Raw genomic sequence first — 21,756 nt, 5'->3', positions numbered from 1 at the left:
GAACCGATTGCCGGCTCGTCAGGCTGCGTCTTTCTTCCGGTCGAAATGGACGAGAGGATTGTTGACCATGCCCTGGAAATCCGGCACCGGCCGCTCGTCATCGTCGGCATAACCATGGGTGAACAGGCGCACGCGATTCAGGCAAAGGCGGGGATAGTCATCTGCGAATAGATCGAAGATTGCGAAACGTGCAGCCATGTCTGGGAAACGGGCTTGATAGCGCCTAACGCTTTCTCCAGCCAGCGCCCAGAACGCCTCCTCCGACAGGCCCGACCTCTTGTCCAGCAGCACCGACATGTAACGGAAGACGCAGATGAACAGCGTTGTCTGGATGAAGTGCATCAGGAAATCAGCCGGCAGGCGCAGCAGCACATCCTGAACCTCCTTCGGCAGGCTGTCGCTTTCAGGGAAATTAAGATCGCAGACGATGACATCGTCGATGAAGTCGCGCAACGCCAACCGCACCGGTAGCCCGTCCTTCAGGATAACCGTCGCGTTCTGCCCGTGGGCGGAAAAGGCAAGGCCATGACGGGCAAGGAGGTGGTAAACCGGAGGCAGCACGACATCAAAGAACCGCCCCAGCCAGCTTTCGACGCTGACCCCCGCTTTTTCCGCCAGCGCCTGCACCACCGGCTTGCCATCGCTACCGGCATGCATGAATGCGGCGAGCGGCATGCCGGTTTCACCGGGCTTCAAATGTCCTTGTAGACTATCGCGCCACAGGCATCCAAGCATCTCGTTAAACTGATAAGGCGCGCCGGGAACCTTCGAAAATTGCGGATGCGTATAATGCATGCCTGCCCGCTCTCCCAGAAGCGCGAGATCGCAATCTTTCGAGAGGAAAGCGTCATTCTTCAGGAGGTCATCAAGCCAGGTCGTGAACGGCGCAGCCGTCAGCGCCCGCTTTCCGGGAATACCGCGATAGACCGCCGTATTAAGGATCGTCATGCACAGTTTAAGCGTCGATTTTGCAGGGGTGCTGACGTTCGAAAGGGTGCGGACAGATTGCTGCGGCAGATACAGGTCGTCTCCCTCCCCCAGAAGCACGATATGCCCCGAAGAAATATCCGCTGCAAAGTGCGGCAAGATCATATGGTCCCACTGCCACGGGTGAACCGGCATGATATGATGGGTCTCGGTCGAGAACCCTGCAGAATTCAGCCTGCCAACAAATGACTCGTAGAGCGTCTCACCAATAGCCTCGGCCACCAGCCGTTCGTTTGTCAGCCCCGCCTCACCAGCGAAGGACGCTCGCTCGCGGCTTACGCCGATCCAGACGATCTTCAATGGCGACCGGTTTTCCGGGGTATAAGCAAGATAGTCCGCATAACCAAGGCCGATCCGACCTTTGCTGACAGTGACCCAAGGATGTCCGGTCATCTCGCCTTCCATACGGATATCATCGAGCTCGGCGAGCTCTGCACCGGTCTTGCCGGCACGGGCTGCGATGTGAGCATCGGAGACGAGGGTATTGCCAAGCTCACGGATGAAATGCGCTGTCGTCATGGGCTTGACGCCCAGTTCCGGCAGCACCTCTGCGCAGAAGGCCAGCGGATCATGAACCGGCGTGCTGATACCATTAGCATGTCTCAGAATGCTCTGGGGTTCGACCGAGAGATTATCGAAGACATATTGCTTGGCCTTGAAACTGTAGGAAACCGCCGAAAAGTCGATCCGATAGTGACCCGGCTTGTCGGACGTTACCGGGAAAACACGTTCATAGGCGAATTCCTCGATAACCTTGGCGAGCAATCGGCGGGAAGTTTCTTTCCAAAGGGACGGCGCAAAGGCGGGGCGATAAAGCGTGTCAAACGGCGCGGGCATAGACGTCTCCTGAAATTGTCGAGGACGGGGCGTGGTCTTTCGCAATTGCGAAATCCTGGAAGGCAGATCGCGCATTGACTCGGTAGTGTTCTCTTTGGAGCAACTGATTGATGATGACAGCGTTGCGGAACGCGCCGAGGCCAAGGTCCGGCGCGCCAACGCCATGCTGGAACGTTTCGGCGTTTTGGACGAAAATCGCTCCTGCGCCGCCGTCGCGTCGTCTGGCGCGGAAATCAGCGTCGACGATCAAGTCGCCACCGTCACAGGTTTCCAGCATCTGCTCCTTCAACGTGTCCAGCCATTGCGGCCACGCGTGGCGATAACCGGTTGCCGCAACGACCGCATCAGCCTCGACAGCACTTTCCTCGCCGGAAAGATTGTGCCGCAGGCCGATCTTCAGTCCACCAGAAAACCCGGATGATCGGATATCGGTGACATCGCAGTTGGGCGCGAGCGACAGGCCCGGATCTCGCCCACCGATGGAGCGCTCGTAGAGCAGGTCGAAGATATCCCCAATCGTCGAGAAGCTGATGCCTTTGTATAATAATCCTTGATCGGCAACCGTCTGTCGTCGTGTCGTGCGCGGCAGCCTGTGGAACTCGCGCATGTAGTCGGGCGTGAAATATTCCAATCCGAGCTTGGAATATTCCATGGGGAAGAAACCCGCCGAGCGGGTGATCCAGCGAATGGATGCTCCTGCCGCCACCCTTTGCGGTGTCAGTTCGCTAAAGAGCGCGAGCACACATTCAGCGGCACTTTGGCCCGATCCTATCACGGTCACCCGACGGGCTTTCATCAACTCCGCCTTGCGCTTGGCAAATTCGGCGGAATGGAAAACCGGCGAGTTGGCATTCAACCCTGACCACTTCGGTAGGTAGGGAGACGTTCCAATCCCTACGGCGATATTGCGGCTTCGATAGCTGCGCGTCGTGCCGCCCAAAGCGGAGGTTTCAGTTACGAACGTATCGGTCGCAGCGTCGTGCCGCACGTCGGCAACCGTTTCGCCGAACCGGCAGCTATCGAGCTGCTGAGAGGCCCAACGGCAATAATCATCATATTCCTGGCGTGGGATCAGGAAATTCTCATAGAAGTAGAATTTATAAAGACGGTCGTGGGCGGCCAGATAGTTGAGGAAGCTCAGGCGGTGCGTCGGATCCGCCATCGAAACGAGGTCCGCAAGAAACGGTACCTGCAACGTCGTTCCCGGCAGGATGAGCCCCTCATGCCAGCGGAAACCAGGTTTGCGCTCCAGGAACGTTGCCGAAACCTGGGGGTGCGAGGAGAGAAGCGAGGCGAGGCCAAGATTGAAAGGCCCGATACCGATACCGGTAAGATCGAGTGTGGTCATGGTCATAGTCCAAATTGTTCGATGAAGCGCTGTCGATGGCAGAACATCAGTTTGGCGCGTTTATCTGGCAGGTCGATTTCCCCCTGCTCCTCGAAGGCGCAAACCGGCGCATAACGCAGCAAACGCCGCGCCTCGACGCTCGGCTCACCCACGACCTTTTCCGTGGCGGGATCATCGAGAAAAAGGAAACGCGTAAACGCACGGATCACCGCAGGCGCGATGCCTCGCCCAAAAAAGGAAGGCTCTCCCACCAGCATGTGCCAGCCGCGATCCTTGTCGGCAGCGGCATAATGGCGGCCGAGAATATCGTCCTTGGCCCAATAGGCCTCCCAATAGCTCATCGGTGTGCCATCGATGAAGCCGATATACGGATCCTGATGCGGGTCAGCCAGATTGGCGTCGATATAGGCGGCAATATGCTCTTTCGGCTTCGCCATCTTCCATTGCGGCACGACATGGCCCTGGTTCATCCAGCGCCACAACAGGTCAAGGTCGCGCCCCTTGTCCAGCAGCCTGAAGCTGATCGTCTTGCCGATATCCGGATCGTATCGGGAATAGGCAAAGCCGGCGCCAGTCGTGGTCAGGTTATCCATGAGCCTGCGCCCGCGCATGCTGAAACAGTGGATTGTCGATTTGCAGATAGACCGATTGCGTTTCCAGCGGCCCCACCAGTTCATCCATCTGCGCAAGCCGCGTCTTGAGATTGGCCTTGCACTGCAAAACGGGCGCCAGCATCTTTTCCACCAGACGGGACTGTCCGCCTTCTTCAGCGTTGAGTTTGACAAGCGCTGCGCGCAACTGCGAAATCAAGGCCTCTTCCTCGATCAGGCCCTCACGGCCCAGAGCCCCGACCATGCCGAGAACGGAATTGATGAAGGCGTAATAGAGGATGCGCTCATCGACCGGCTCCTCGCCGAAGACGGACTCGCTGCGGACCCCAATGCCCGGAATAGCAGCATTCAGCGCCAGATGGCCGCGCTCGTGGTGGAAGAAACCCTGGTTATCGCGATAGAACGCGGCAACGGGATAACCATCGGCAATTTCGAGCAACATGTTCTGTTGATGGGCTTCAATGGCAATGCCATGACGCAGGTAAAGAGCAAATACCGGCGTCACGAAAACCGTCAGGAACCGTGAGAACCAGTCCGCAGCGACCGCTGCCACCGGGCGGCCCTCCATTTCCGCCCGCCTGCGGATCAACGCACCCAACCTGCTGCCACGTTCCGGCAGGTGCTCGCATAAGGCGGCGAGCAGACTGACGTTGCGGCCAACGTCGTCATCATGGAACGGATTTTCACGCATCGTGGCGGAAAGACCGTCGATCACGCCGCCATTGACCGAAACACCCACATAGGCAGGGTCCGGCATGAAATTCAGGCCCGGATAATCCGATTTCAGGTCCTGCCACAAATGGCTTGCCCGGAAGCGATACATGTCATCGCCCCGGAGCAGTTCGCGGGCAAGGTTGACCCTCACCGAATTGGTGATGCCGATACCGAGCGATAGTTTCAACATAAAGGGTGCATCCGGCCGGTAGAGCGTGCGCACGGAGGAGGTAGGAAACCATGGTTTGCCCGCCTCGCCGCAGTCCACGATTTTACCGGCGGCTACCAGGGCTGCCACATCCGCCTGTTTGAGCATGGCGTCCGCCTGCCAGGGATGTACCGGCAAGAACGCGAAGTCACCCTTGGGCAGGCTGGTACGCAGAGCAGCCAACGTTTCGCCGTCCACGGCATCAAGCCACTCTTCGGCAGCGGCCGACCCATCTGAATGGCCTGTGTGATAAACGTCCCGTGCAACGGCGAACCAGCGCAGCGGAAAGCTTGCGGCAAATTCGGGCGAGTAGCGTCTGCCCTCCTCTTCTGTCATGCCTTCGCGACTTTTAGGGCAAGGGTGTATTCCGTGACCGGCAATCAGTCCCTGCTCCGCTTCGATGAAGGAGACATGGTCGCCAATAAGCTCGGAAAGATCATTCTCGCGCGCGTGAAGCGCAGCCTCCACCAACAAACGGCTGGAATGGGTGCGAGCCAGAAGATCTTTGCGTCCCTCTTCGCTGGCAGTAGCCTCGACGCGCTCGACGATGATGTCGATCGCACGTTCCGGGCTGATCGTGTTCGTACCGGCGTCATCGCTCAGCACCAGCGGCTCGCCGAAGAGATGATGGCCCGTCGCGGAGCGATAGAGTATCGGCACCCTAAGGCTGCCGCCGTTATCGGGAAAATCCAGCGTCAGCTTTTGTCTGCCACTGTCGTGCCCCCATATGCAATGCTCGGTATATTCGCGAGCCACGCAATTGAGCAAGGATCGAAGCGCAAGGGTTGCGGCTTTACGGGCATACATGGTCGTTCTCCAGTTCGCGCGCCATCTCTCCAACCGCGTCCAGAACGCGGCCAATGACGTCGGGTGTGGAATGGGGATTAAGAAGCGTCAGTTTAAAATGGACCCGTCCGCTAAGAACGGTGGTAGCAAGAGCAGCAATGCCCTTTCGAAAAAGTTTAGCGCGAACGGCAAGCGTCACTTCGTCGGAACGCTCCGGCCCATGTGGCGAAACATAACGAAAAAGCACCGTCGACAATTCCGGCTCCTGCGCAAGATGAAGATAATCACGCATTCGCACAGCCCCGGCTGCTGCCTTCGTATTGTCGAGCGTCTTCGAGATCAGCTCGTCGAGACCGTCAAGCCCGATAGAGCGTAACGTCATAAGCACCTTCAGTGCGTCGCTGCGGCGGGTCGTCTGCACCGACGACTCCACGTAGTTGGGGACATCACCGAAAATAGACACTTCGGGATTAAGGTAATCTGCCTTCGTCGCGAGCGGCGAAAAGTGGATGCGCTCACCAAGAAGCAGGGCGCCACAGCTGATCGGCTGGAACAGCATCTTGTGAAAATCCAGCGCGATCGAATCAGCCCGCTCTATTCCACGAAGGCGATGGCGATAGTTTGAAAACAGAAGTCCCACGCCGTAGGCCGCATCCACATGGAGCCATAAGCCGTGTTCCTTCGCTATATCGGCGATACCCTCCAGCGGGTCGATCGCGCCGAGGTCTGTTGTGCCCGCCGTCGCCACCACAGCAACCAGCGGCCGTCCCTGTGCAGCCGTTTCAGCGATTGCCCGTTGGAGGGCGGGAACTGACATGCGGCCTTCGTCATCCGTCGCAATGGTCAGGACCGCGTCCTTCGCGAAACCGAGAAGGGAGGCGCTTTTCTGGATACTGAAATGCGACTGTTCCGAGGTGAAGATGACACCGTTCCGCCGAACCGCGAGCCCCTGCTTCTCTGCTGCAAGATAGAGGGCTGTCATGTTGGACTGACTACCACCGCTGGTGAAACTTCCACCTGCCGTTTCTGGCAATCCCATAAAACCTGTCAGCCAAGAAAGTACCCGTTCCTCGACCAGCGTCGCGAATGGTGACTGGTCCCAGGAATCGAGGGACTGGTTTGTGGCGGAAATCAGCACTTCCGCTGCGAGAGCCGGAATCGCCACTGGGCAATGGAGATGTGCCATGGTGGCGGGATTGCCCACGTCCAGCGCATGCCGCACAGCCGGAACGCCGATATGCTCAAGCGCCGCGGAAACGCCGGTTCCCCGGTTCGGGCAGACATCAAGCGTCGCCAGGAAGCCGCGGATATCGTCGGCTTCGACACCGGAGTGAATGTCAGCCCGGATGGCGTTTTCGGTGATCATCGTTACCGCGGTCATCATCGCCTGACGATAAGCCCTGAGCGCGGGGTCCCCTGGGCCAAGGATCGCGGTGGACAACGCGTCCTCTGCCACGTCGACCTGTTTACTGTGTAGCAGGGTAACATTCATGCGGCGTTGCGTCCAAGGCGCAGGAAAGCGTCGGACAGGATATCGGAGGCCTGATCGATCTCGGCGTCGGAAATGGTCAGCGGTGGAAGAAGCCGCAGAACGCTGCCATGGCGACCACCGGTTTCCAGGATCAGACCGTCGCGAAATGCCGCGCTCTGGATCGCCCTGGCGATATCGCCGCCATGCGGTGGATGGCCCAGGCTGTCAGGATTGCGCGTGGGGTCGATGACTTCCACGCCGAGCATCAGACCTTCGCCGCGAACCTCGCCGATATAGGGCGTATGGCTCTGAACGCGTTCCAGATTGGCCCGCAGCCTGCGACCGGCAATTGCTGCCCGCTCCACGAGCCCATCGCGCTTGATGATTTCAAGGGTTTTCGATCCGGCTGCCATGGCCAGCTGGTTGCCGCGGAACGTCCCGGCATGTGCGCCGGGTTTCCAGAGATCGAGGCCATCGCGATAAATCATCACCGCCATTGGCAACCCGCCGCCAATCGCCTTGGAAAGCACGATGATGTCAGGCACGATACCGGCCTTCTGGAAGGCATAGAAAGTGCCTGTGCGACCGACGCCGCTCTGCACCTCATCGAGGATCAGCGGTATCCCGAGTTCACGGGTAACGGCGCGAATTTTCCGCAGCCATCCGGCCGGCGCCGGAATAACACCACCCTCGCCCTGAACGGCCTCAAGGATAACCGCCGCCGGAAGGTTGATCCCACCTTCGGGGTCGCGCAGCGCCTTTTCGAAATACTCTGCCGCAAGCGTCGCTGTTTCGTCGCCGCCCCGTCCGAAGGGGCATCGAAACGCATAGGGGTACGGAAAGAAATGTGTTCCCGGCACCAGTTGGCCGATGGCCGCCTTCGGTCCGAGCGACCCCATCAGCGACAGCGATCCCTGTGACATGCCGTGATAGGCGCCCCGAAAGGCGACGACATCCGTGCGCCCCGTTGCGGTCTTGGCAAGTTTGATCGCCGCTTCCACCGCATCCGTCCCGCTCGGTGAGCAGAACTGGATTTTGGCCTCTTCTCGCATTCCGGCGGGTAATGTTTCGAAGATATCGGAAACGAACTTGTCTTTAACGGGGGTCACAAGATCGAGTGTGTGCAGCGGGAGGCCGGAGGCCAGCACGTCCTGAAGGCTGGCAATGACTTCCGGGTGATTATGCCCGAGTGCAAGCGTCCCGGCACCGGCGAGGCAATCGAGATAGGTGCGTCCCTCAACATCTGTGACGAGGCAACCGGACGCTGATTTCAGCGCAAGGGGAAACCGCCGCGGATAGCTGCGCGCATTGGATTCGCGGCGTGCCTGACGCTTGAGGTAAAAATCGTTATCGTGCCGTGGGAACGGGTCCATGATATCAACTCCAATGGAATTGTTGTGGATTCGCGTCCGTATCAGGCACCTGCCATAACAGGTGCCTTCGGACAGCGGCCGATGCGTCGAAGGAACCAGACCGACAGCCCCATTCCGGCGAGTGACAGCATGGCTGCAGTCGAAAACAGCGATGGGTATCCCATACGGTCCGCAACAAAACCTGCTGCAGAGGCTCCCGCCATGTAAACGATGAGTTCCGCGCAGGTGAGGATGGTGAAATCCGTTCCCGGCTGATCATCCGATGAGTTCTTCATGAAGAAGGAATAGATGGCAACCAGTTCCATGTACCGGATCAGGGTCTGAAATGCCGAAGCCGACATCGCCACCCACATGCCGGGCCATACACCGAAGGCATTGAGCGCAAAGGCGAAAAAGCAGAGGGTTCTAAGGCCACCCAACAGGATAAGCGTTGCTGTGAGGCCCACCTTGCGGATAATCAGCGCAGCGATAGCAACACCCATCAGACCCGCCGTTGCGGCCGCTCCTCCCGAGAGGTACCCGATCCAGTCGGTCGGCACCTTGCTGTCAACCAGATAAGTGCCTTCCATACCCCGCACGAGACCTTCGCTTGCCCTGTATGTCAGCGCAAAACCAAGGATCAGCCAGGCATTCGGGCGACGGAAAAAACGGGCGAGACTGGCACGCTTGGTCTCTTTACCTGTGGTTTCCTCCGGCTGCATCGCCAAAGCGGCCAAGAGGGGCAGCAGCGACAGCACGGCGACCAGAAGGATCATCGTGCGCCATCCCGCGATATGGAACACCACGAGCGCCGCCGTCCCACCAATGATGACGCCGAGCGCAACAGCCCCTGCCTGCACCGCGTTGCCGAAAGAGCGGTTCCTGTCGGTCAGGTGCCTGACGGCGTAACCGTCCGTTGCGATATCCTGCATGGAGGAGACAAGTGTAATCGATATGCAGATCGCAAACAAAATTGCGGCGTCGCTTGGCTCTACCAGTGCCATGGACGCGATCCCGGCGCTCACAAGGAGCTGCGTTGGGATCACCCAGCCGCGGCGATGACCAAGTCTGGGAAATGGAGACCAACGATCTACAAGTGGCGCGACCGCAAATTTCAGGATCAGCGGCAGCATCAGCAAAGAGAACAGCCCGATGGCCGTACGTGATGCACCGCTCTCCCGCATGATCGGCGGCAGCGCCACCAAGAGCAGATAGGTGGGTATGCCCTGAGCGAGATAAAGCCCCCCTAGCACATACATCAACGACCACTGGAAGGTGGGTGTCCGGCCCGCGTCACCGGAGATCGCGTCGTTGATTTTAACCATGCAAGATCCGCACTGATATTCCAGAACACCGCCACCCGCGTTAGGTTCTCAGCGCTACCAGCGCCCGGCTGTTCTGAAGAAGTTAAAGAGGAGTATTTCTCTCATCTTTATCTCAGCTTTAAGAAAATGCTTGGATATGAGCGAACCCGTTTAAGACAATTACGAACGGGCTGTGGCGCGTCCAAATTCCGCGGAAAGGTCGATCCTGAGGCAGGCTACCAATGATGAGTGACGACTTCCAAAAACTACTATGGTCCTTGGGGCTCAGGATGGTAGGCTCAGAAGCGTTGCGGCCGCCGGTTTGGCGATCCGCGGCGCATTGCTCTAAGACACCTAAGCAGGGCGATAGAATTATTCTTTCGCAAACCCGGATGTCATTGAGCACCTTTACTCATCTGACACCCGGGAAAGGTTTCGGCGGCGCGTTAAACCTGTCGTAAGCCGCCGTCGACGCATAGTTCGGCACCGGCAATGTAGCTCGCGTCGTCGCTCAACAAAAACAAAGCGGCTGCGGCAACTTCTGAAGGCTGCGCCATACGTCCCATCGGAATTGGTGCAACAATTTCCGCTCGCGTCTCTTCCGCGACAGCAGCCATCATCTCCGTATCTGTGGGTCCGGGCGCAACAACGTTCACCCGGATACCCTTCGGGGTGAGTTCTGCTGTCCAGGTTCGCGCATAAGAACGAACCGCTGCTTTCGTGGCGGCATAGGTTCCGTAACCTTTATAGCCTGCGGTCCCGGCGATGGACCCGACAAGCACCACCGAACCGCCCTCCGTCATGGCGGGCAGAGCCGCCTGGAAGCCGAACACCATCCCCCGGACGTTGACGTCGAAATGGCGGTCAAAATGCTCCGTGGTTATCTCGGCTATCTGCGAGTGTTCGGATAAACCCGCATTCAAGACCAGTCCGTCGATGCGGCCATATGCCCTGCGGACAGCGTCGACAGCAGCGACCATGTCTTCCGGTGAGCCTGCGTCAGCCCGAAGTCCAATCGTGCCGTTGCCAATTCTCGCGGCTGCGTTGTCGGCATCCTCTCCCCTCCGGCTGGTGAGAAAGACACGGGCCCCTTCCTCAGAAAGAAGCCTTGCAATCGCCAGACCAATCCCTTTTGCACCACCGACCACCAGAGCAACTTTGTTATTCATTCTATCCATCGTAAAGCCTTTCACTCGTTGATCCACTCATGATATACGCTGGATATCTGATATCAATTACGCACCTGGAATAGCCTAGATATGGATGAGTATACCGACCTCGAAACCCTCTCTCATCGCGCACTTTGCGACATGCCGCTGGCTCGCCCGGTTCTGGATAAAATTGCGGACAAATGGACAATTCTGATCCTGACAGTGATTTGTCCCAAACCCTCGCGCTTCAACGAAATCAAGCGCCGCCTCGATGGTATCACTCACAAGGCCTTAGCCGACGCGTTAAAGCGGCTGGAGCGAAACGGACTTGTCACCAGAACAGTCCTTCCCACGCAGCCAATTGGAGTTGAATACGCGATCACGCCGCTAGGGCACTCGTTGCGGGAGCCCTTTGAAGCATTGTGCCTATGGGCCGCCGCCAACGGTGCCAAGATCGAGGCGGCGATTCTACAGTATGACACCACACGTAAGCAGCGCTAACCGGATGAAGCATTGATGCTCTGTCGGCCGAGGATCTTGCGGATCATATGGCTCTGTAGTCCGTGCGCCCTTGCGGTGATGGCATCGCGATGGTGACACTCAAGATTGTGCTCACGCCGTAAGCCCCGATTGCCGCCGAGCTCCAGCGCGAGATCCGTCACGCCCACCAACCTCGCGTCCGCCGGGCACAACCTTTTTGCGGCCTATGTCGACAACTCGGGTGAGGATCTTCGCGTCAAACGCTTCAGCTTACGCTACTGCGCGGCGGACGGAGGCAGTTCGCTCAAACGTTCAGGCTTCGTTTGGTGATATTAAAGGGCTGATTGAGAAGGCGGTTCTCGCGCAGGCTGGCCGCAGCCATGTCGACGAATGCGCGAAGTTTTGCTGGAGCGTGGCGCCCTTGCGGATGGACGATACGCAAGGGAAAGTCGATCCCTTCCTCCACGAGGCTCACCGGCCAGTCGATGAAAAGCGTTAATATCTCATGCCGTCTCACCGGTTGAACCTGTTTTCTCCCTATCGTCCATTGGGCTTTTTGACGATCTTTCCCAGCTCGCGGAACTTCAAACCGCGGTGAGGGTTGAAATTCGTCGGTCGAAAGCGAGGAGTTGCAAATGACGATGGATGAGCTCTCTAAGAAACTGAGCAAGATAGACTTTTGCATGTTTAACACCAAAGGTGCAGCTGGGCGAATTAATACTCGGCCGATGAGCAATAATGGCGATGTGGAATATGACGGCGACTCTTGGTTCTTTTCGTATGAAGACACCGCTAAGGTCGCGGAAATCGAGCGGGATTCTACGGTCACACTGACGTTTTCCGCGCCGCCCAGCATTCTGGGAAAGCCGGGGATATTCATCTCCGTTGACGGCCAGGCGAGCTTAATTCGAGACAAGGCCGAGTTCGAGGCCCATTGGGTAAATGAACTCGACAGATGGTTTCCACAGGGAACGGATACGCCACATCTTCTTCTTATCAAAGTGTCGGCGCATACAATCAAGTTCTGGGATGGCGACGAAAGCGGCGTCATAGAACGATCCAGCGATGCGGCAACGATTGGAGCCGTGTGACGCGAGCCGGCGTTGCAAACACATCCGGAACGTCATGCCCTCAAGGTGAATGCAACCCAAGAACTCGCGTCGGCGATCAAAGGTTGCAGAAAAGGATTGACTCTCGTGTCAGTGTGAGTGAGCTTCGCGAAAACGACGAGGAACGACCAATCATCATGTCGCCGGAACGGTTTAATCAATGCCTGCGGGTGATCCGCTGGACGCCGATCAACATTGCCTCTGCCTTGCAATGCGAGCTTTCGTGGATTGAGGCGTTGGAAGCCGGCAATGAGATCGTGCCCGAGGGCCTTGCCACATGGCTTGAAACGCTGGCGCAAGCCCATGAGGCGCTCCCGCCACCCGCAGCGTACCGAGGAAAGCGATCGTCGTTTTAACGCGGCAACAGCCGATAAACCTTCACCAGCAATTGGATAGATTCAATGAAATCACTTATCGCAGCCCTCGCCCTGATTGCGTTCTCAAGCCCTGTCCTTGCGGCATCCTGCGAGAAAAACTTCTCCGTTTCAGGCGTACCGATGGTCACGGCCGTTTCCTACAAATCATGGCAGGAGCTGCCCAAGGCCAAGGCTCCGGCGGTGCTGCAAAAGCTCGCACAGGCCGTGGCGGCGGAAGGCTTTTCCGGTATCCAGATCAACAAGGAACTGTCCGCTATCGACGCACATCAGGAAACGAGTGGCAGCGGCAGAATCCAGACCTTGCGGGTCGTGGCCCGGCAGAAAGGCGCCAGCGTGAGGATTGACGCCGTCTTCAATATTCAGGCAGGGCAGATCGCGGATAAGAACGTCATCCGTGAGGGGATCTGCAACATCATCAAGGGCGCCTGACCCACGAAGCACCGAGCCGCCCGACCGCACGCCGTGGACCGCGCTTATGGTGTGGCAGGAAGTGCCAGAATCTGCCATGAGTGCCGGACGAATTGTGCCTTTGGCCTGAAATCGGCCTGGAAGCGGTTGGGGGGACCATGCCGATTTATGAACTGGCCGCCTTGGGTGCGGCAACATGCTGGGCGATGACTGGCATGCTTTCGGCGGGCCCTGCGGGTCGGCTGGGCGCGCTCGCCTTCAGCAGGACGCGCCAGCTTTTCGTCGCTGCCCTGCTCGGGGTGTATGTACTTGCTTCGGGCAGCTGGCGGGAGCTTCAGCCCGAGGCACTATGGTCGCTTCTCCTGTCCGGTTTCATCGGCATTTTTGTCGGTGACACGCTGCTTTTCACCTGCCTCAATCGCGTTGGTCCGCGTCGGTCGGGGATTTTGTTTGCGCTGAACGCCCCGATGGCCGCGCTGCTGGGATGGCTCGTGCTTGGCGAACAGCTTTCCGGAAAGGCCATTGCGGGTATCGGCCTGACGCTGAGCGGCGTTCTGCTCGCTATTCTTTTCGGCAAGCGTAAGGCACAGCTGCACGAATGGGAAAACGTCAAAGGGCCGCTTTGGATCGGCGTGCTTCTAGGGCTCCTCGCCGCGCTCAGCCAGGCGGTGGGATCGCTGATCGCAAGGCCTGTCATGGCGACCGGGATCGACCCTCTGGCGGCCTCCATGCTACGCGTCGGCATAGCGGCGATCTGCCTCACCGCTCTGACCAGTCTGCCAATCCAAGCCGTTAAACCGAAGACGAGGCTAACCCCGGCCCTGTTCCTGCAGACGGCGGCCACGGGCCTCATTGCTCTGGCCTTCGGCATGACGCTGCTTCTTTTTGCCCTTTCCGGCGGAAAGGTCGGGATCGTTTCGACACTATCGGCGACGACACCCGTGATCATCCTGCCGCTGCTCTGGCTGAAAACACGCGAAGTACCGGCGCCCGGCGCCTGGGCCGGCGCTGCGCTGGTCGTGGCCGGGATGGCGCTGATGTTCTGGAAATAGCCAAAACACTGCAGAACCGCCTGGGGAGCGCCGAAACCACGGCGATATTTCGGCTCCTGACAAGCATTCAAGCGACCACTTGATAAGCAACCTCCGCGTGCTTAAAAGGTGCGCAATATGATCAGTTCGTGAGAGAGGGCCACGTCGTGGAACAGGAAACTACCCAACCTGGAAAGGCTCGGCGCAAGGCGCTTTGGGCGGCGGTTGCAATCATTGCGGTGGCCGCCACCGGCGTCATCGGCGGCAAGATCTTTTTGGAAACAAAGGTGAAGGAAGTCGTTGCCCGCGCCGGCGCGAAGGCCGCCTCCGTGGAGGTCGATTTTCTTGGTAAAATCCATGTTCGCGACCTGACGCTGCCGCTGGAAGACGGCAAAAACATCAAGATTGCCTCCATCGACGGACGCCCGAAGCTGCCGTTTCTGGATGGGGCGCTTGATGTGAAATCGATCGACATCGAGGTGCCGACCGGGAAAATCTCGATGGACGATGCGCGCATCGAGAACGCGGTGTTCGAAAGGCCTCAGCCGGCGCCGGCCGGCGGAGACAGCAACTCGTTGCCCCGGCGCCTCGAGCGCTTCGGCGCGACGCGTATTTCCACCCCCGCGCTGACGTTTACCCAGTCTGTCGCGACCACCGAGCAGACGACCGTTTACAAGAACCTCGCGCTTTCGGACATCGCAGGCGGCCGCATTGGCCATTATTCCATCGAGAGCGGCAGCTACGACATCAAGATGAAGCTGCCCGACGCAGAAGGCGCGATGAAAGACAGCCACATCGTGGCCTCCACCGGCACTATAGCGGGCGAAAGCATCGACGTCGCTTATCTCGCCCGGTTCTACACGGAAAAGGCCGGCCCTGAGGACAAGGAAGCAAAGCCGCTCTATGGCCCGCTTTCCATCCGCGCCGTGACCCTCACCGATGGGACCGCTCATTTCAGCTACGACGAAATCCGCAGCGACGGTTTCACAGCTCGCATGCCGGCAGAGCCGCTCTCGGAGACCTTGAAAGCGCTGACGGCAACTCAAAACCCTGACGAGTTGTCGCCGCAGGCGCGTCAGGCGCTCTTCGCCAAGGCCGTGTCGATCATCGACATGATCGGCAACAGCAACATCCAGCTGATCGGCTTCAAGATCGACGTGCCAGACGAAAAAGAAGGCGCCGCTGGCAAAAGGCTCAAGGCCACCATCGACCGCATGGACATGAAGATGGATAGCCGCAAGCTCGACATCGGCGTGAAAGGCATGTCGATCGGCGATGAAGACGGAAAGATGGAAGTCGCCGAAGCGAGCCTGACAGGTTTCGACTGGAGCTCTACGCTCAACGGAATGTCCGACATCGTCGGGCTTGACGAGAGCGAGATGGAGACCTTTGCCTTCAACCGCCTGATACCGGAATTCGGCCGGATGCATCTGGGTGGTATCAACGTCGATTTCGCCGCGCCGGAAAATCCCGATGAAGAGGCTCCCCCCAAGCCTGAGCGCATCAAGCTCTCGCTCAAGAATTTCGATATGGGACTGACGAAGCCCTACAACGGAATTCCGACCGACATCGAGATCAGGCAGGAAGACCTGACGCTTCCCGTTCCAGCGGACTCGCAAGAAGACATTTTCGTTCAGGCCCGCAAGCTTGGTCTTGAAACGCTCGCAGTTTCTTATGGGCTTTCCGCGGGCTGGGACGAGCCGAACAGCAATCTCGTGATCCGCGACATCTCGCTTAGCAGCAAGGATATCGGCAGCATCAAGTTCTCGGGTCTGGCAAGCGGCTTTACGGAGGAGTTTTTCTCCTTCGATATCAATCGCGCCCAGGCGGCTCTCTTCGGTCTGGCCGGCCGCGAGCTGACATTGACCGTCAAGGACGAAGGCTTGGTGGCGAAGGCGATCAAACTCTACGCGCTCGAAAACAACATGTCGGAAGATCAGGTGCGGGCAATGCTCACGCTGGTTGCCGGCATGATGCTGCCACAACTGGCCGCCGACCAGCCAAAGCTGCAAAATGCCGTGGACGCGCTCGTCAAATTTATCAGCAAGCCCGGGACGTTGACGGTGACCGTGAAATCCACAGGTGCAAACGGCCTCGGCATGTTCGACCTGATCGCGGCCTCTGATAATCCGATGCTACTTCTCGACAAGGTGGATATTCAGGCAACAGCCGAATAATCCGACCATGCCAAACGTCTCAAGCTCGACCTGTCGGGCTTGAGACCACCTTTTCTGCATGATCAGAAAGTCGTGGGCAGGGAACTTCCCCGCGCGTGCAGGGATTATGACGGTCGTATCCGCTGACGGTCACGGCGGTCATAGGCATGAGGATCAGTCCCTTGAAGACCCAAGAATTAACATTCCGCCCGAGCGAGCAAGTCCCCAACAACGGGAGATTTTCGGTAGTGATCTATCAGGGCGTCGGACCGGCTCTCGACTCCGCGGGATTTGAGGCGCTGTTCTCCCGCAACGGGTGGACCGGCATCTGGCGCAATGGCGTGTTTGACTACCACCACTACCACTCGAAAGCGCACGAAGTTTTGGGCGTCGGGCGTGGCGAAGCGACATTGCAGATTGGCGGACCAAAGGGTGAGGCGGTGGACGTCAAGCAGGGAGACTGCCTGATTCTGCCAGCCGGAACCGGCCACAAGAGGTTGAAGGCTTCCGCCGACTTCCAGGTCGTCGGCGCCTATCCACCCGGCCAGGAAGCGGACATCCAGACGTCTTCGCCTGACGACGACATGCTGGCGGCGATCAAGTCACTGCCGAAGCCCGAGACCGACCCGGTGCATGGCGCGGTCGGCGGCCTCACGACGATGTGGCGTTGAAGACGGAGCTACGCGTCAGGCTGAAGAATGGCGGCGGCCTGTACAGCCTCCCCCTCCACCCGCCAAAAGACCTCTGTCGCGCCGTAACTCGAGACGGCGCTTAACCTGCCTTCATAGAGACGTGTTTCAATCTCAACCGCCTCGATGCGCGATGCGATACCGAGACATTTTGCGTGCGCCTCCTTTGCTGCCCAGCGGGAAAGAAGGAACGTTCGCGCGCCACCATGAAGCTCGACCGCCTCCGCGTCCGTAAAGCTGTCGTCAGGTGGCGGCTCGGCATCGAGCGGCTCGATATCGACGCCGATTGGCGCACGGCTGAGGCCGATCAGGCAATGTGGAAAGCGTCCCCCAACACTCATATGCCATCCGGTCGGATGAAAGACGTGCGGCCCGCCAAATTGCGTCCTGCCGACAATGATTTCGTCCGGGTGCAAACCTGACGCGCGCGCAAGAAGAACCTTCACCAGGCGTCGGCGAAGGCCGCGCACCCCAGCATCCGGTCGAGATGCGAGATCTTCGAAATCGGAGCGAGACAGCGTTGCCCCGCCCGCCATACGCTCCGTCGCAACCTCATCGAGACGGAAGTGCCAGACGAGCCCCTGATCGCCCGCCTGCTTCAGCGAACCGCCATCTCCCGAATGCCAGATAATGCCGCTCATGCATTCCGCACGAGCTGCGCCGGAGACCCTTCCCAAGATGTTCCGGCCGGCAGCGTCTCGCCTTTCATGACGACAGAGAGATCGCCGAGCTGGGCATCCTCGCCGATCTCGGCATCGTAAAGCACGATGGCATAAGAACCGATGACGGCACGGTCAGCAACCGCCACGCCGCTGACTTTCATGACGCGATCCTCGAACAGGTGTGTCTGCAAGCCGGAATATTCGTTGAGCGCGACCTCATCGCCGATCCGTACAAGATCATGTTCGGTGATGTCGGTCGTGTCGATAAAGCAGTCCCGACCGATCTTGCAGCCGAGAAGGCGGAGATAAAAGGCGAGCCAAGGCGTTCCACGCAGCGGCTGGAGCAGGTTCGGTACTGCAAGGTTCTCGTAGGTTGCTGTCACAAGTTCCGTCCGCCACACGAAGGTGCTCCAGAGCGGCTTTGTCGTCGGCTTGTAACGCCCCATTACCAGCCATTTAAGGCCGACGACAGACAAGCCGCAGGCGACAGCAAACCCGATATAGAGGAAAGGGAAAACTGCTGCGATCAACCAATGACTGTCGTCAAAATCCTGGATATCACCGACGATGGAGAACAGCAGGCTGAAGAACGCCAGGAACAATGTCAGCGGCAGGATCACGCGGATCGCCTCGATCGCAAGGCGCATCGCAACGAGGCGCGGTCCGGGATTGAAGCGCGCACCCTCATCGAACAGGCCAACGGCCTGTCGCACGGGGAGCGAAATCGGCGGGGAGCCGAACCACGTCCCATCGGGCTTCTCGGCGCCACCATCTGCCGGGGGCTTGGACAGGACGCCGATCAGAACGCCATCGGCAATGGTTGCGCCCGTTGGCAAAAGCGCCGAGTTGCCGATGAAGGATCGACGCCCGATGCGCGTATTCGCAAGTTCGATAATGCCTGGCTCATGGCGCGCCGCGCCGAAGACAACCGCATCGGCGATGAAGCTTTCCGGCCCGATATCGACGAGGTCGGGAACGATCTTCGCGGCGGTGGAGATTTCGGCGCGCTTGCCGATCCGCACGCCAAGCGCCCGGTACCAGGGAATGACGTAAAGCGTGGCGTAGATCGGATGAAGCAGTGCCAATGCGAGATCGTTCACCTGCTGGACAAACCAGAACCGCAGGTAGAACCAGCTGTGGATCGAGTAGCGCCCCGGTCGCACCGACCCGAGGATCAGCCGCTTGGCAGCGACCGTCAGAACGCACATGAGGACGATATAGGTGAGCGCCAGGACCGGCGAAATCAACAGGTAGGAATACCCGTCCGTATTCCAGTCGATTTCGATCATCGCAATCAGACCCGGCGCGATCGGCAGGATCGCAACGAGCGGAAGAACGGCGGCGGCAACGAAAAGGCCAAAACCTACGAGGAACCGGCGCAGGAAGCCCGCCTCCTCATCCCGCTTTGGAACACGTCCGGTCGCGATACATTTAGCGGGGGAGCCGCTCCAGCTTTGCCCCGCCGGGATCGACTGGTTCATCGGCAGGGACGAAAGATCATCGAGTGCTGCAGCGTCGCCAACTGCCCCATTGCGTCCCACCACCGACATCGTCCCGATAAAGGCGCTGTTGCCGATTGATACCGGACCGATGCGGAGCAGCCCGCGTTCGACCGAACTTGTTGCCAACATCGCGTAATCGCTGACAATGGCGTCATCGCCAATGCTGACGAGATCGGCCGTGTCGATGTTGACGGTTCCGATGAAGGCACGACGACCGATCCTGGCGCCAAGCAACCGATAATAAAAACGGATCATCGGCGTGCCGCTGAGATAAGGCGTGGCTATGATGTCTGAAAGGCGCCTGACGAACCACCAGCGCAGATAGTAACTGCTCCAGAGCGGATAGTCGCCCGACCGATAACGGCCAATGATCAGCCATTTGACGAGAATGGCAAACAACATACCCAGGGGCGGAATGAAAATGAAACTCAGGCCGCCAAGAAGCAGCGCTGAGACGCGCCCGAAGTCTTCGACCAGATAGGTATAGGCGAGATAGGGGAAGAACCATTGCAGGCCCGCCACAGCGTAAATGGGGATGAGGGCAAGTGTCTGAAGCGCCCAGCATAGGCGTTTCTGGGACTGGCTGACCCGGTGGAACGGTTCCTGCACCACGCTCTCGGCTATGACGCGGTCCCGCAGCCGTTCGGCAAGCAGACGGATAGTCGGCGCGGCATAAAGGTCCTGAATGGAAACGCCGGAAAGGCCGGGACATTTGCGGATCGCCGATGCCAGGCGGGCGGCTTTAAGGGAATGGCCACCCAAATCCTCGAATAGATCGTCCACCACCGATACTTTCTGCGGGGCGAAAGCTTCCGACCAGATGCCATGAAGCTGCATTTCGAGCGGCGTTTCGGGAGCGACCATCTCGCGGTCGGAAACGGAAACGACCACAGGACGCTGCAGCGCTTTGCGATCCACCTTGCCAGAGGCCGGCAGTGTCGGCAGGGCATCCAGCACCTGGTAGGCGGCCGGCCGCATATAATTGGGCAAACGGTCATTCACCCGTTTGCGCGCGGCTTCGATGTCGACTGCGGCACTGCCGCGCGCAACAAGGAATGCAGCCAAAAGCTCCGATCCGTCGTTGTCGCGGAAGAGGTGGACGACCGCCTGGGCGACGGACGCATCCTCGGCAATGACTGCTTCAATTTCTGCGAGTTCGACACGGAAACCGCGAATTTTTACCTGCGTATCGATACGGCCCATGAACTCGATGTCACCGACGGCATCGAGACGTACAAGGTCGCCGGATCGGTAAATTCGGGCGGGGCGGCCGTCCGGCCCGTTAAAAGGCGTTGTCACGAATTTGTCGGCCGTCAGGTCCGGCCGGTTCACATAACCGCCACTGAGCCCAGGCCCGCCGATGACGAGTTCGCCTTCGGCACCGGCATTGACTGGCCAGAGTTTGTCATCGACGATCCAGGCGGTATAGCCCGGCAGCGGCCGGCCTATCGTTACGCGGCGGCCGGGCTGCACCTCCGTCCAGGTTGCCGTGACAGTCGTTTCGGTCGGGCCATAGGTGTTGAGGATACGAAGACCGGGACGCGCCCAACGGTCGACCAGATCAGGCGGGCAGGCTTCGCCACCCAGGTTCACAATCCGTAATGTCGGTATCTGCGTCTCAACGAGGGTAAAGAGCGACGGCACGACATGCCAGACGGTAACCCCTTCTTCCGCAAGGGTGATCGCCACATCCGGGCCAGCTTTGTGAAGCGCCTCGGTCGCGACAAGCAGCTCTGCCCCGGCGGCAAATGCACTCCACATGGTTTCGATGGACATGTCGAAAGCGATGCTGAAGCCGCCGAACACCCGGTCGCTGTCTTCGATAGCAAGGATTGCGCCTTCGGACCGCAGGAAGTGGCAGGCGCTGCAATGGGAGATCATCACTCCCTTCGGGCGCCCGGTGGTTCCAGATGTATAGATGATATAGGCGAGATCATCAGGCGTCGCGCCGCTTTCGGCGCGGGTAATTGGCACGGCGTCCTGAGCGGCAAGATCGCCAAGCGTCTCGTTGACGACAAGGGTCGTGACCCGCATGCCGCCCGCGCGCTCGGCATCCGTAACGATTAGCTTCGCGCCGCTATCTTCGGCAATGAAATCGATACGATCCTGCGGATAGGTCCAGTCGACGGGCACGTAGCACGCGCCGGCCCAAAGCGTGCCGAGAATGGCCATATATTGATCGAGGCCGCGCGGCAGGCAGATGACGACACGATCACCACGCTTGACGCCCATCGAATGCAGCTGCCTCGCAAACCGGACGGCGCGCTCGGCAAGCTGTCCGTAGGTCAGTTCTTTGCGGCGGCTGTTTTCGGGGTCATTCCCGAGCAGTCGGACTGCGCACTTGTTTTGGTAACGCCTCGCTGTCTGCTCGAATATTTCGTGCAGCATCTCGTCGCGGGCATAAGGCTCATCCTCTCGGATTGGAAGAGAAGGCGCAATCGGCGCAAATACCGTAAGTTCCAACTGCCTTTCGGCGGTCACATTCCGATCCATAGTGTCACCAGGCATGTAAAACTGATGCCGCTATACATGATTTGGAATTGCGACGAAAGGAGGAGCAATATGGCTACTTT

Annotated in this window: 18 protein-coding genes and 1 pseudogene; 7 read left to right on the top strand and 12 right to left on the bottom strand. The window is 58.9% G+C overall.

The genetic code is table 11. The features are described 5' to 3' along the window. Nucleotides 1-18: 18 nt before the first annotated feature. From ACUTJJ_RS09395 to ACUTJJ_RS09360, 8 genes are all read right to left on the bottom strand, one after another. Entirely contained in the window at nt 19-1,824 is a 1,806-nt protein-coding gene (locus ACUTJJ_RS09395; protein WP_445541967.1) for an IucA/IucC family protein, read from the bottom strand. Continuing rightward, complete coding sequence (gene basC, locus ACUTJJ_RS09390; RefSeq protein WP_445541966.1) at nt 1,808-3,172, bottom strand: putative histamine N-monooxygenase; 1,365 nt, start codon at nt 3,170-3,172, stop codon at nt 1,808-1,810. The genes ACUTJJ_RS09395 and basC overlap by 17 nt, the downstream gene beginning before the upstream one ends. 2 nt (nt 3,173-3,174) lie before the next feature. After that, nucleotides 3,175-3,765 carry a GNAT family N-acetyltransferase gene (locus ACUTJJ_RS09385; RefSeq protein ID WP_209089799.1) on the bottom strand — a complete coding sequence of 197 codons (591 nt, stop codon included), beginning with the start codon at nt 3,763-3,765 and terminating at the stop codon, nt 3,175-3,177. Then, on the bottom strand, nt 3,758-5,512 hold the full coding sequence (locus ACUTJJ_RS09380) for an IucA/IucC family protein (protein ID WP_209089800.1): 1,755 nt from the start codon (nt 5,510-5,512) through the stop codon (nt 3,758-3,760). The genes ACUTJJ_RS09385 and ACUTJJ_RS09380 overlap by 8 nt, the downstream gene beginning before the upstream one ends. Continuing rightward, entirely contained in the window at nt 5,499-6,983 is a 1,485-nt protein-coding gene (locus tag ACUTJJ_RS09375) for a pyridoxal phosphate-dependent decarboxylase family protein (RefSeq protein ID WP_445541965.1), read from the bottom strand. Before ACUTJJ_RS09375 ends, ACUTJJ_RS09380 begins: the two co-directional genes overlap by 14 nt. After that, a complete protein-coding gene (locus ACUTJJ_RS09370) occupies nt 6,980-8,335 on the bottom strand; it encodes a diaminobutyrate--2-oxoglutarate transaminase (RefSeq protein WP_445541964.1) in 1,356 nt (451 codons plus the stop codon). The genes ACUTJJ_RS09375 and ACUTJJ_RS09370 overlap by 4 nt, the downstream gene beginning before the upstream one ends. 41 nt (nt 8,336-8,376) lie before the next feature. Then, complete coding sequence (locus tag ACUTJJ_RS09365; RefSeq protein ID WP_209089803.1) at nt 8,377-9,639, bottom strand: RhtX/FptX family siderophore transporter; 1,263 nt, start codon at nt 9,637-9,639, stop codon at nt 8,377-8,379. Between the two features lie 425 nt (nt 9,640-10,064). Further along, entirely contained in the window at nt 10,065-10,796 is a 732-nt protein-coding gene (locus tag ACUTJJ_RS09360) for an SDR family NAD(P)-dependent oxidoreductase (RefSeq protein ID WP_445541977.1), read from the bottom strand. An 81-nt stretch (nt 10,797-10,877) separates the two neighbouring features. Between ACUTJJ_RS09360 and ACUTJJ_RS09355 the strand changes: the two genes are divergently transcribed. Then, the gene (locus ACUTJJ_RS09355) at nt 10,878-11,270 is read left to right on the top strand and encodes a winged helix-turn-helix transcriptional regulator (protein ID WP_445541963.1); all 393 of its coding nucleotides are present in this window, start codon (nt 10,878-10,880) and stop codon (nt 11,268-11,270) included. Here ACUTJJ_RS09355 and ACUTJJ_RS09350 read toward each other — a convergent pair. Together ACUTJJ_RS09350 and ACUTJJ_RS09345 are read right to left on the bottom strand one after the other, a co-directional pair. Further along, nucleotides 11,267-11,437, bottom strand: a pseudogene (locus ACUTJJ_RS09350) (acyl-CoA dehydrogenase); the annotation flags it as partial. The gene ACUTJJ_RS09355 and the pseudogene ACUTJJ_RS09350 sit on opposite strands and share 4 nt — an antisense overlap. A gap of 116 nt (nt 11,438-11,553) precedes the next feature. Further along, nucleotides 11,554-11,934, bottom strand: a complete 381-nt coding sequence (locus ACUTJJ_RS09345; protein WP_209091992.1) for a hypothetical protein — start codon at nt 11,932-11,934, stop codon at nt 11,554-11,556. Between ACUTJJ_RS09345 and ACUTJJ_RS09340 the strand changes: the two genes are divergently transcribed. From ACUTJJ_RS09340 to ACUTJJ_RS09315, 6 genes are all read left to right on the top strand, one after another. Further along, nucleotides 11,885-12,340 carry a pyridoxamine 5'-phosphate oxidase family protein gene (locus tag ACUTJJ_RS09340; RefSeq protein WP_144578013.1) on the top strand — a complete coding sequence of 152 codons (456 nt, stop codon included), beginning with the start codon at nt 11,885-11,887 and terminating at the stop codon, nt 12,338-12,340. The two genes, ACUTJJ_RS09345 and ACUTJJ_RS09340, sit on opposite strands and share 50 nt — an antisense overlap. A 155-nt stretch (nt 12,341-12,495) precedes the next feature. Continuing rightward, nucleotides 12,496-12,714 (top strand): hypothetical protein, encoded by a 219-nt coding sequence (locus ACUTJJ_RS09335; RefSeq protein ID WP_063950150.1) that lies wholly within the window; start codon nt 12,496-12,498, stop codon nt 12,712-12,714. Between the two features lie 45 nt (nt 12,715-12,759). Beyond that, nucleotides 12,760-13,164 (top strand): hypothetical protein, encoded by a 405-nt coding sequence (locus ACUTJJ_RS09330; RefSeq protein ID WP_209089805.1) that lies wholly within the window; start codon nt 12,760-12,762, stop codon nt 13,162-13,164. A gap of 137 nt (nt 13,165-13,301) precedes the next feature. Beyond that, a complete protein-coding gene (locus ACUTJJ_RS09325) occupies nt 13,302-14,195 on the top strand; it encodes a DMT family transporter (RefSeq protein ID WP_445541962.1) in 894 nt (297 codons plus the stop codon). Nucleotides 14,196-14,341: 146 nt separating this feature from the next. After that, a complete protein-coding gene (locus ACUTJJ_RS09320) occupies nt 14,342-16,351 on the top strand; it encodes a hypothetical protein (RefSeq protein WP_445541961.1) in 2,010 nt (669 codons plus the stop codon). Nucleotides 16,352-16,497: 146 nt separating this feature from the next. Beyond that, on the top strand, nt 16,498-17,001 hold the full coding sequence (locus ACUTJJ_RS09315; RefSeq protein ID WP_445541960.1) for a cupin domain-containing protein: 504 nt from the start codon (nt 16,498-16,500) through the stop codon (nt 16,999-17,001). Between the two features lie 8 nt (nt 17,002-17,009). Here the strand turns inward: ACUTJJ_RS09315 and ACUTJJ_RS09310 are convergent, their stop codons facing one another. Together ACUTJJ_RS09310 and ACUTJJ_RS09305 are read right to left on the bottom strand one after the other, a co-directional pair. After that, nucleotides 17,010-17,660, bottom strand: coding sequence for a 4'-phosphopantetheinyl transferase family protein (locus ACUTJJ_RS09310; protein ID WP_445541959.1), 651 nt, complete (start codon nt 17,658-17,660; stop codon nt 17,010-17,012). After that, on the bottom strand, nt 17,657-21,664 hold the full coding sequence (locus tag ACUTJJ_RS09305; protein WP_445541958.1) for a Pls/PosA family non-ribosomal peptide synthetase: 4,008 nt from the start codon (nt 21,662-21,664) through the stop codon (nt 17,657-17,659). The genes ACUTJJ_RS09310 and ACUTJJ_RS09305 overlap by 4 nt, the downstream gene beginning before the upstream one ends. Nucleotides 21,665-21,756: the final 92 nt, after the last annotated feature.

This window comes from Agrobacterium sp. DKPNP3 (assembly GCF_052686535.1).
The sequence above is the reverse complement of the archived record's forward strand: the minus strand, read 5'-3'. Positions and strand labels throughout refer to the sequence as shown.

Excerpts from the sequence above, each read along its gene's own strand:
- ACUTJJ_RS09370 (WP_445541964.1), bottom strand. The coding sequence starts at position 8,335 with ATGGACCCGTTCCCACGGCACGATAACGATTTTTACCTCAAGCGTCAG.
- ACUTJJ_RS09315 (WP_445541960.1), top strand. The coding sequence starts at position 16,498 with ATGAGGATCAGTCCCTTGAAGACCCAAGAATTAACATTCCGCCCGAGC.
- ACUTJJ_RS09310 (WP_445541959.1), bottom strand. The coding sequence starts at position 17,660 with ATGAGCGGCATTATCTGGCATTCGGGAGATGGCGGTTCGCTGAAGCAG.
- ACUTJJ_RS09395 (WP_445541967.1), bottom strand. The coding sequence starts at position 1,824 with ATGCCCGCGCCGTTTGACACGCTTTATCGCCCCGCCTTTGCGCCGTCC.
- ACUTJJ_RS09330 (WP_209089805.1), top strand. The coding sequence starts at position 12,760 with ATGAAATCACTTATCGCAGCCCTCGCCCTGATTGCGTTCTCAAGCCCT.
- basC (WP_445541966.1), bottom strand. The coding sequence starts at position 3,172 with ATGACCACACTCGATCTTACCGGTATCGGTATCGGGCCTTTCAATCTT.
- ACUTJJ_RS09385 (WP_209089799.1), bottom strand. The coding sequence starts at position 3,765 with ATGGATAACCTGACCACGACTGGCGCCGGCTTTGCCTATTCCCGATAC.
- ACUTJJ_RS09325 (WP_445541962.1), top strand. The coding sequence starts at position 13,302 with ATGCCGATTTATGAACTGGCCGCCTTGGGTGCGGCAACATGCTGGGCG.
- ACUTJJ_RS09340 (WP_144578013.1), top strand. The coding sequence starts at position 11,885 with ATGACGATGGATGAGCTCTCTAAGAAACTGAGCAAGATAGACTTTTGC.
- ACUTJJ_RS09335 (WP_063950150.1), top strand. The coding sequence starts at position 12,496 with ATGTCGCCGGAACGGTTTAATCAATGCCTGCGGGTGATCCGCTGGACG.
- ACUTJJ_RS09375 (WP_445541965.1), bottom strand. The coding sequence starts at position 6,983 with ATGAATGTTACCCTGCTACACAGTAAACAGGTCGACGTGGCAGAGGAC.
- ACUTJJ_RS09380 (WP_209089800.1), bottom strand. The coding sequence starts at position 5,512 with ATGTATGCCCGTAAAGCCGCAACCCTTGCGCTTCGATCCTTGCTCAAT.
- ACUTJJ_RS09355 (WP_445541963.1), top strand. The coding sequence starts at position 10,878 with ATGGATGAGTATACCGACCTCGAAACCCTCTCTCATCGCGCACTTTGC.
- ACUTJJ_RS09360 (WP_445541977.1), bottom strand. The coding sequence starts at position 10,796 with ATGGATAGAATGAATAACAAAGTTGCTCTGGTGGTCGGTGGTGCAAAA.
- ACUTJJ_RS09365 (WP_209089803.1), bottom strand. The coding sequence starts at position 9,639 with ATGGTTAAAATCAACGACGCGATCTCCGGTGACGCGGGCCGGACACCC.
- ACUTJJ_RS09345 (WP_209091992.1), bottom strand. The coding sequence starts at position 11,934 with ATGCAAAAGTCTATCTTGCTCAGTTTCTTAGAGAGCTCATCCATCGTC.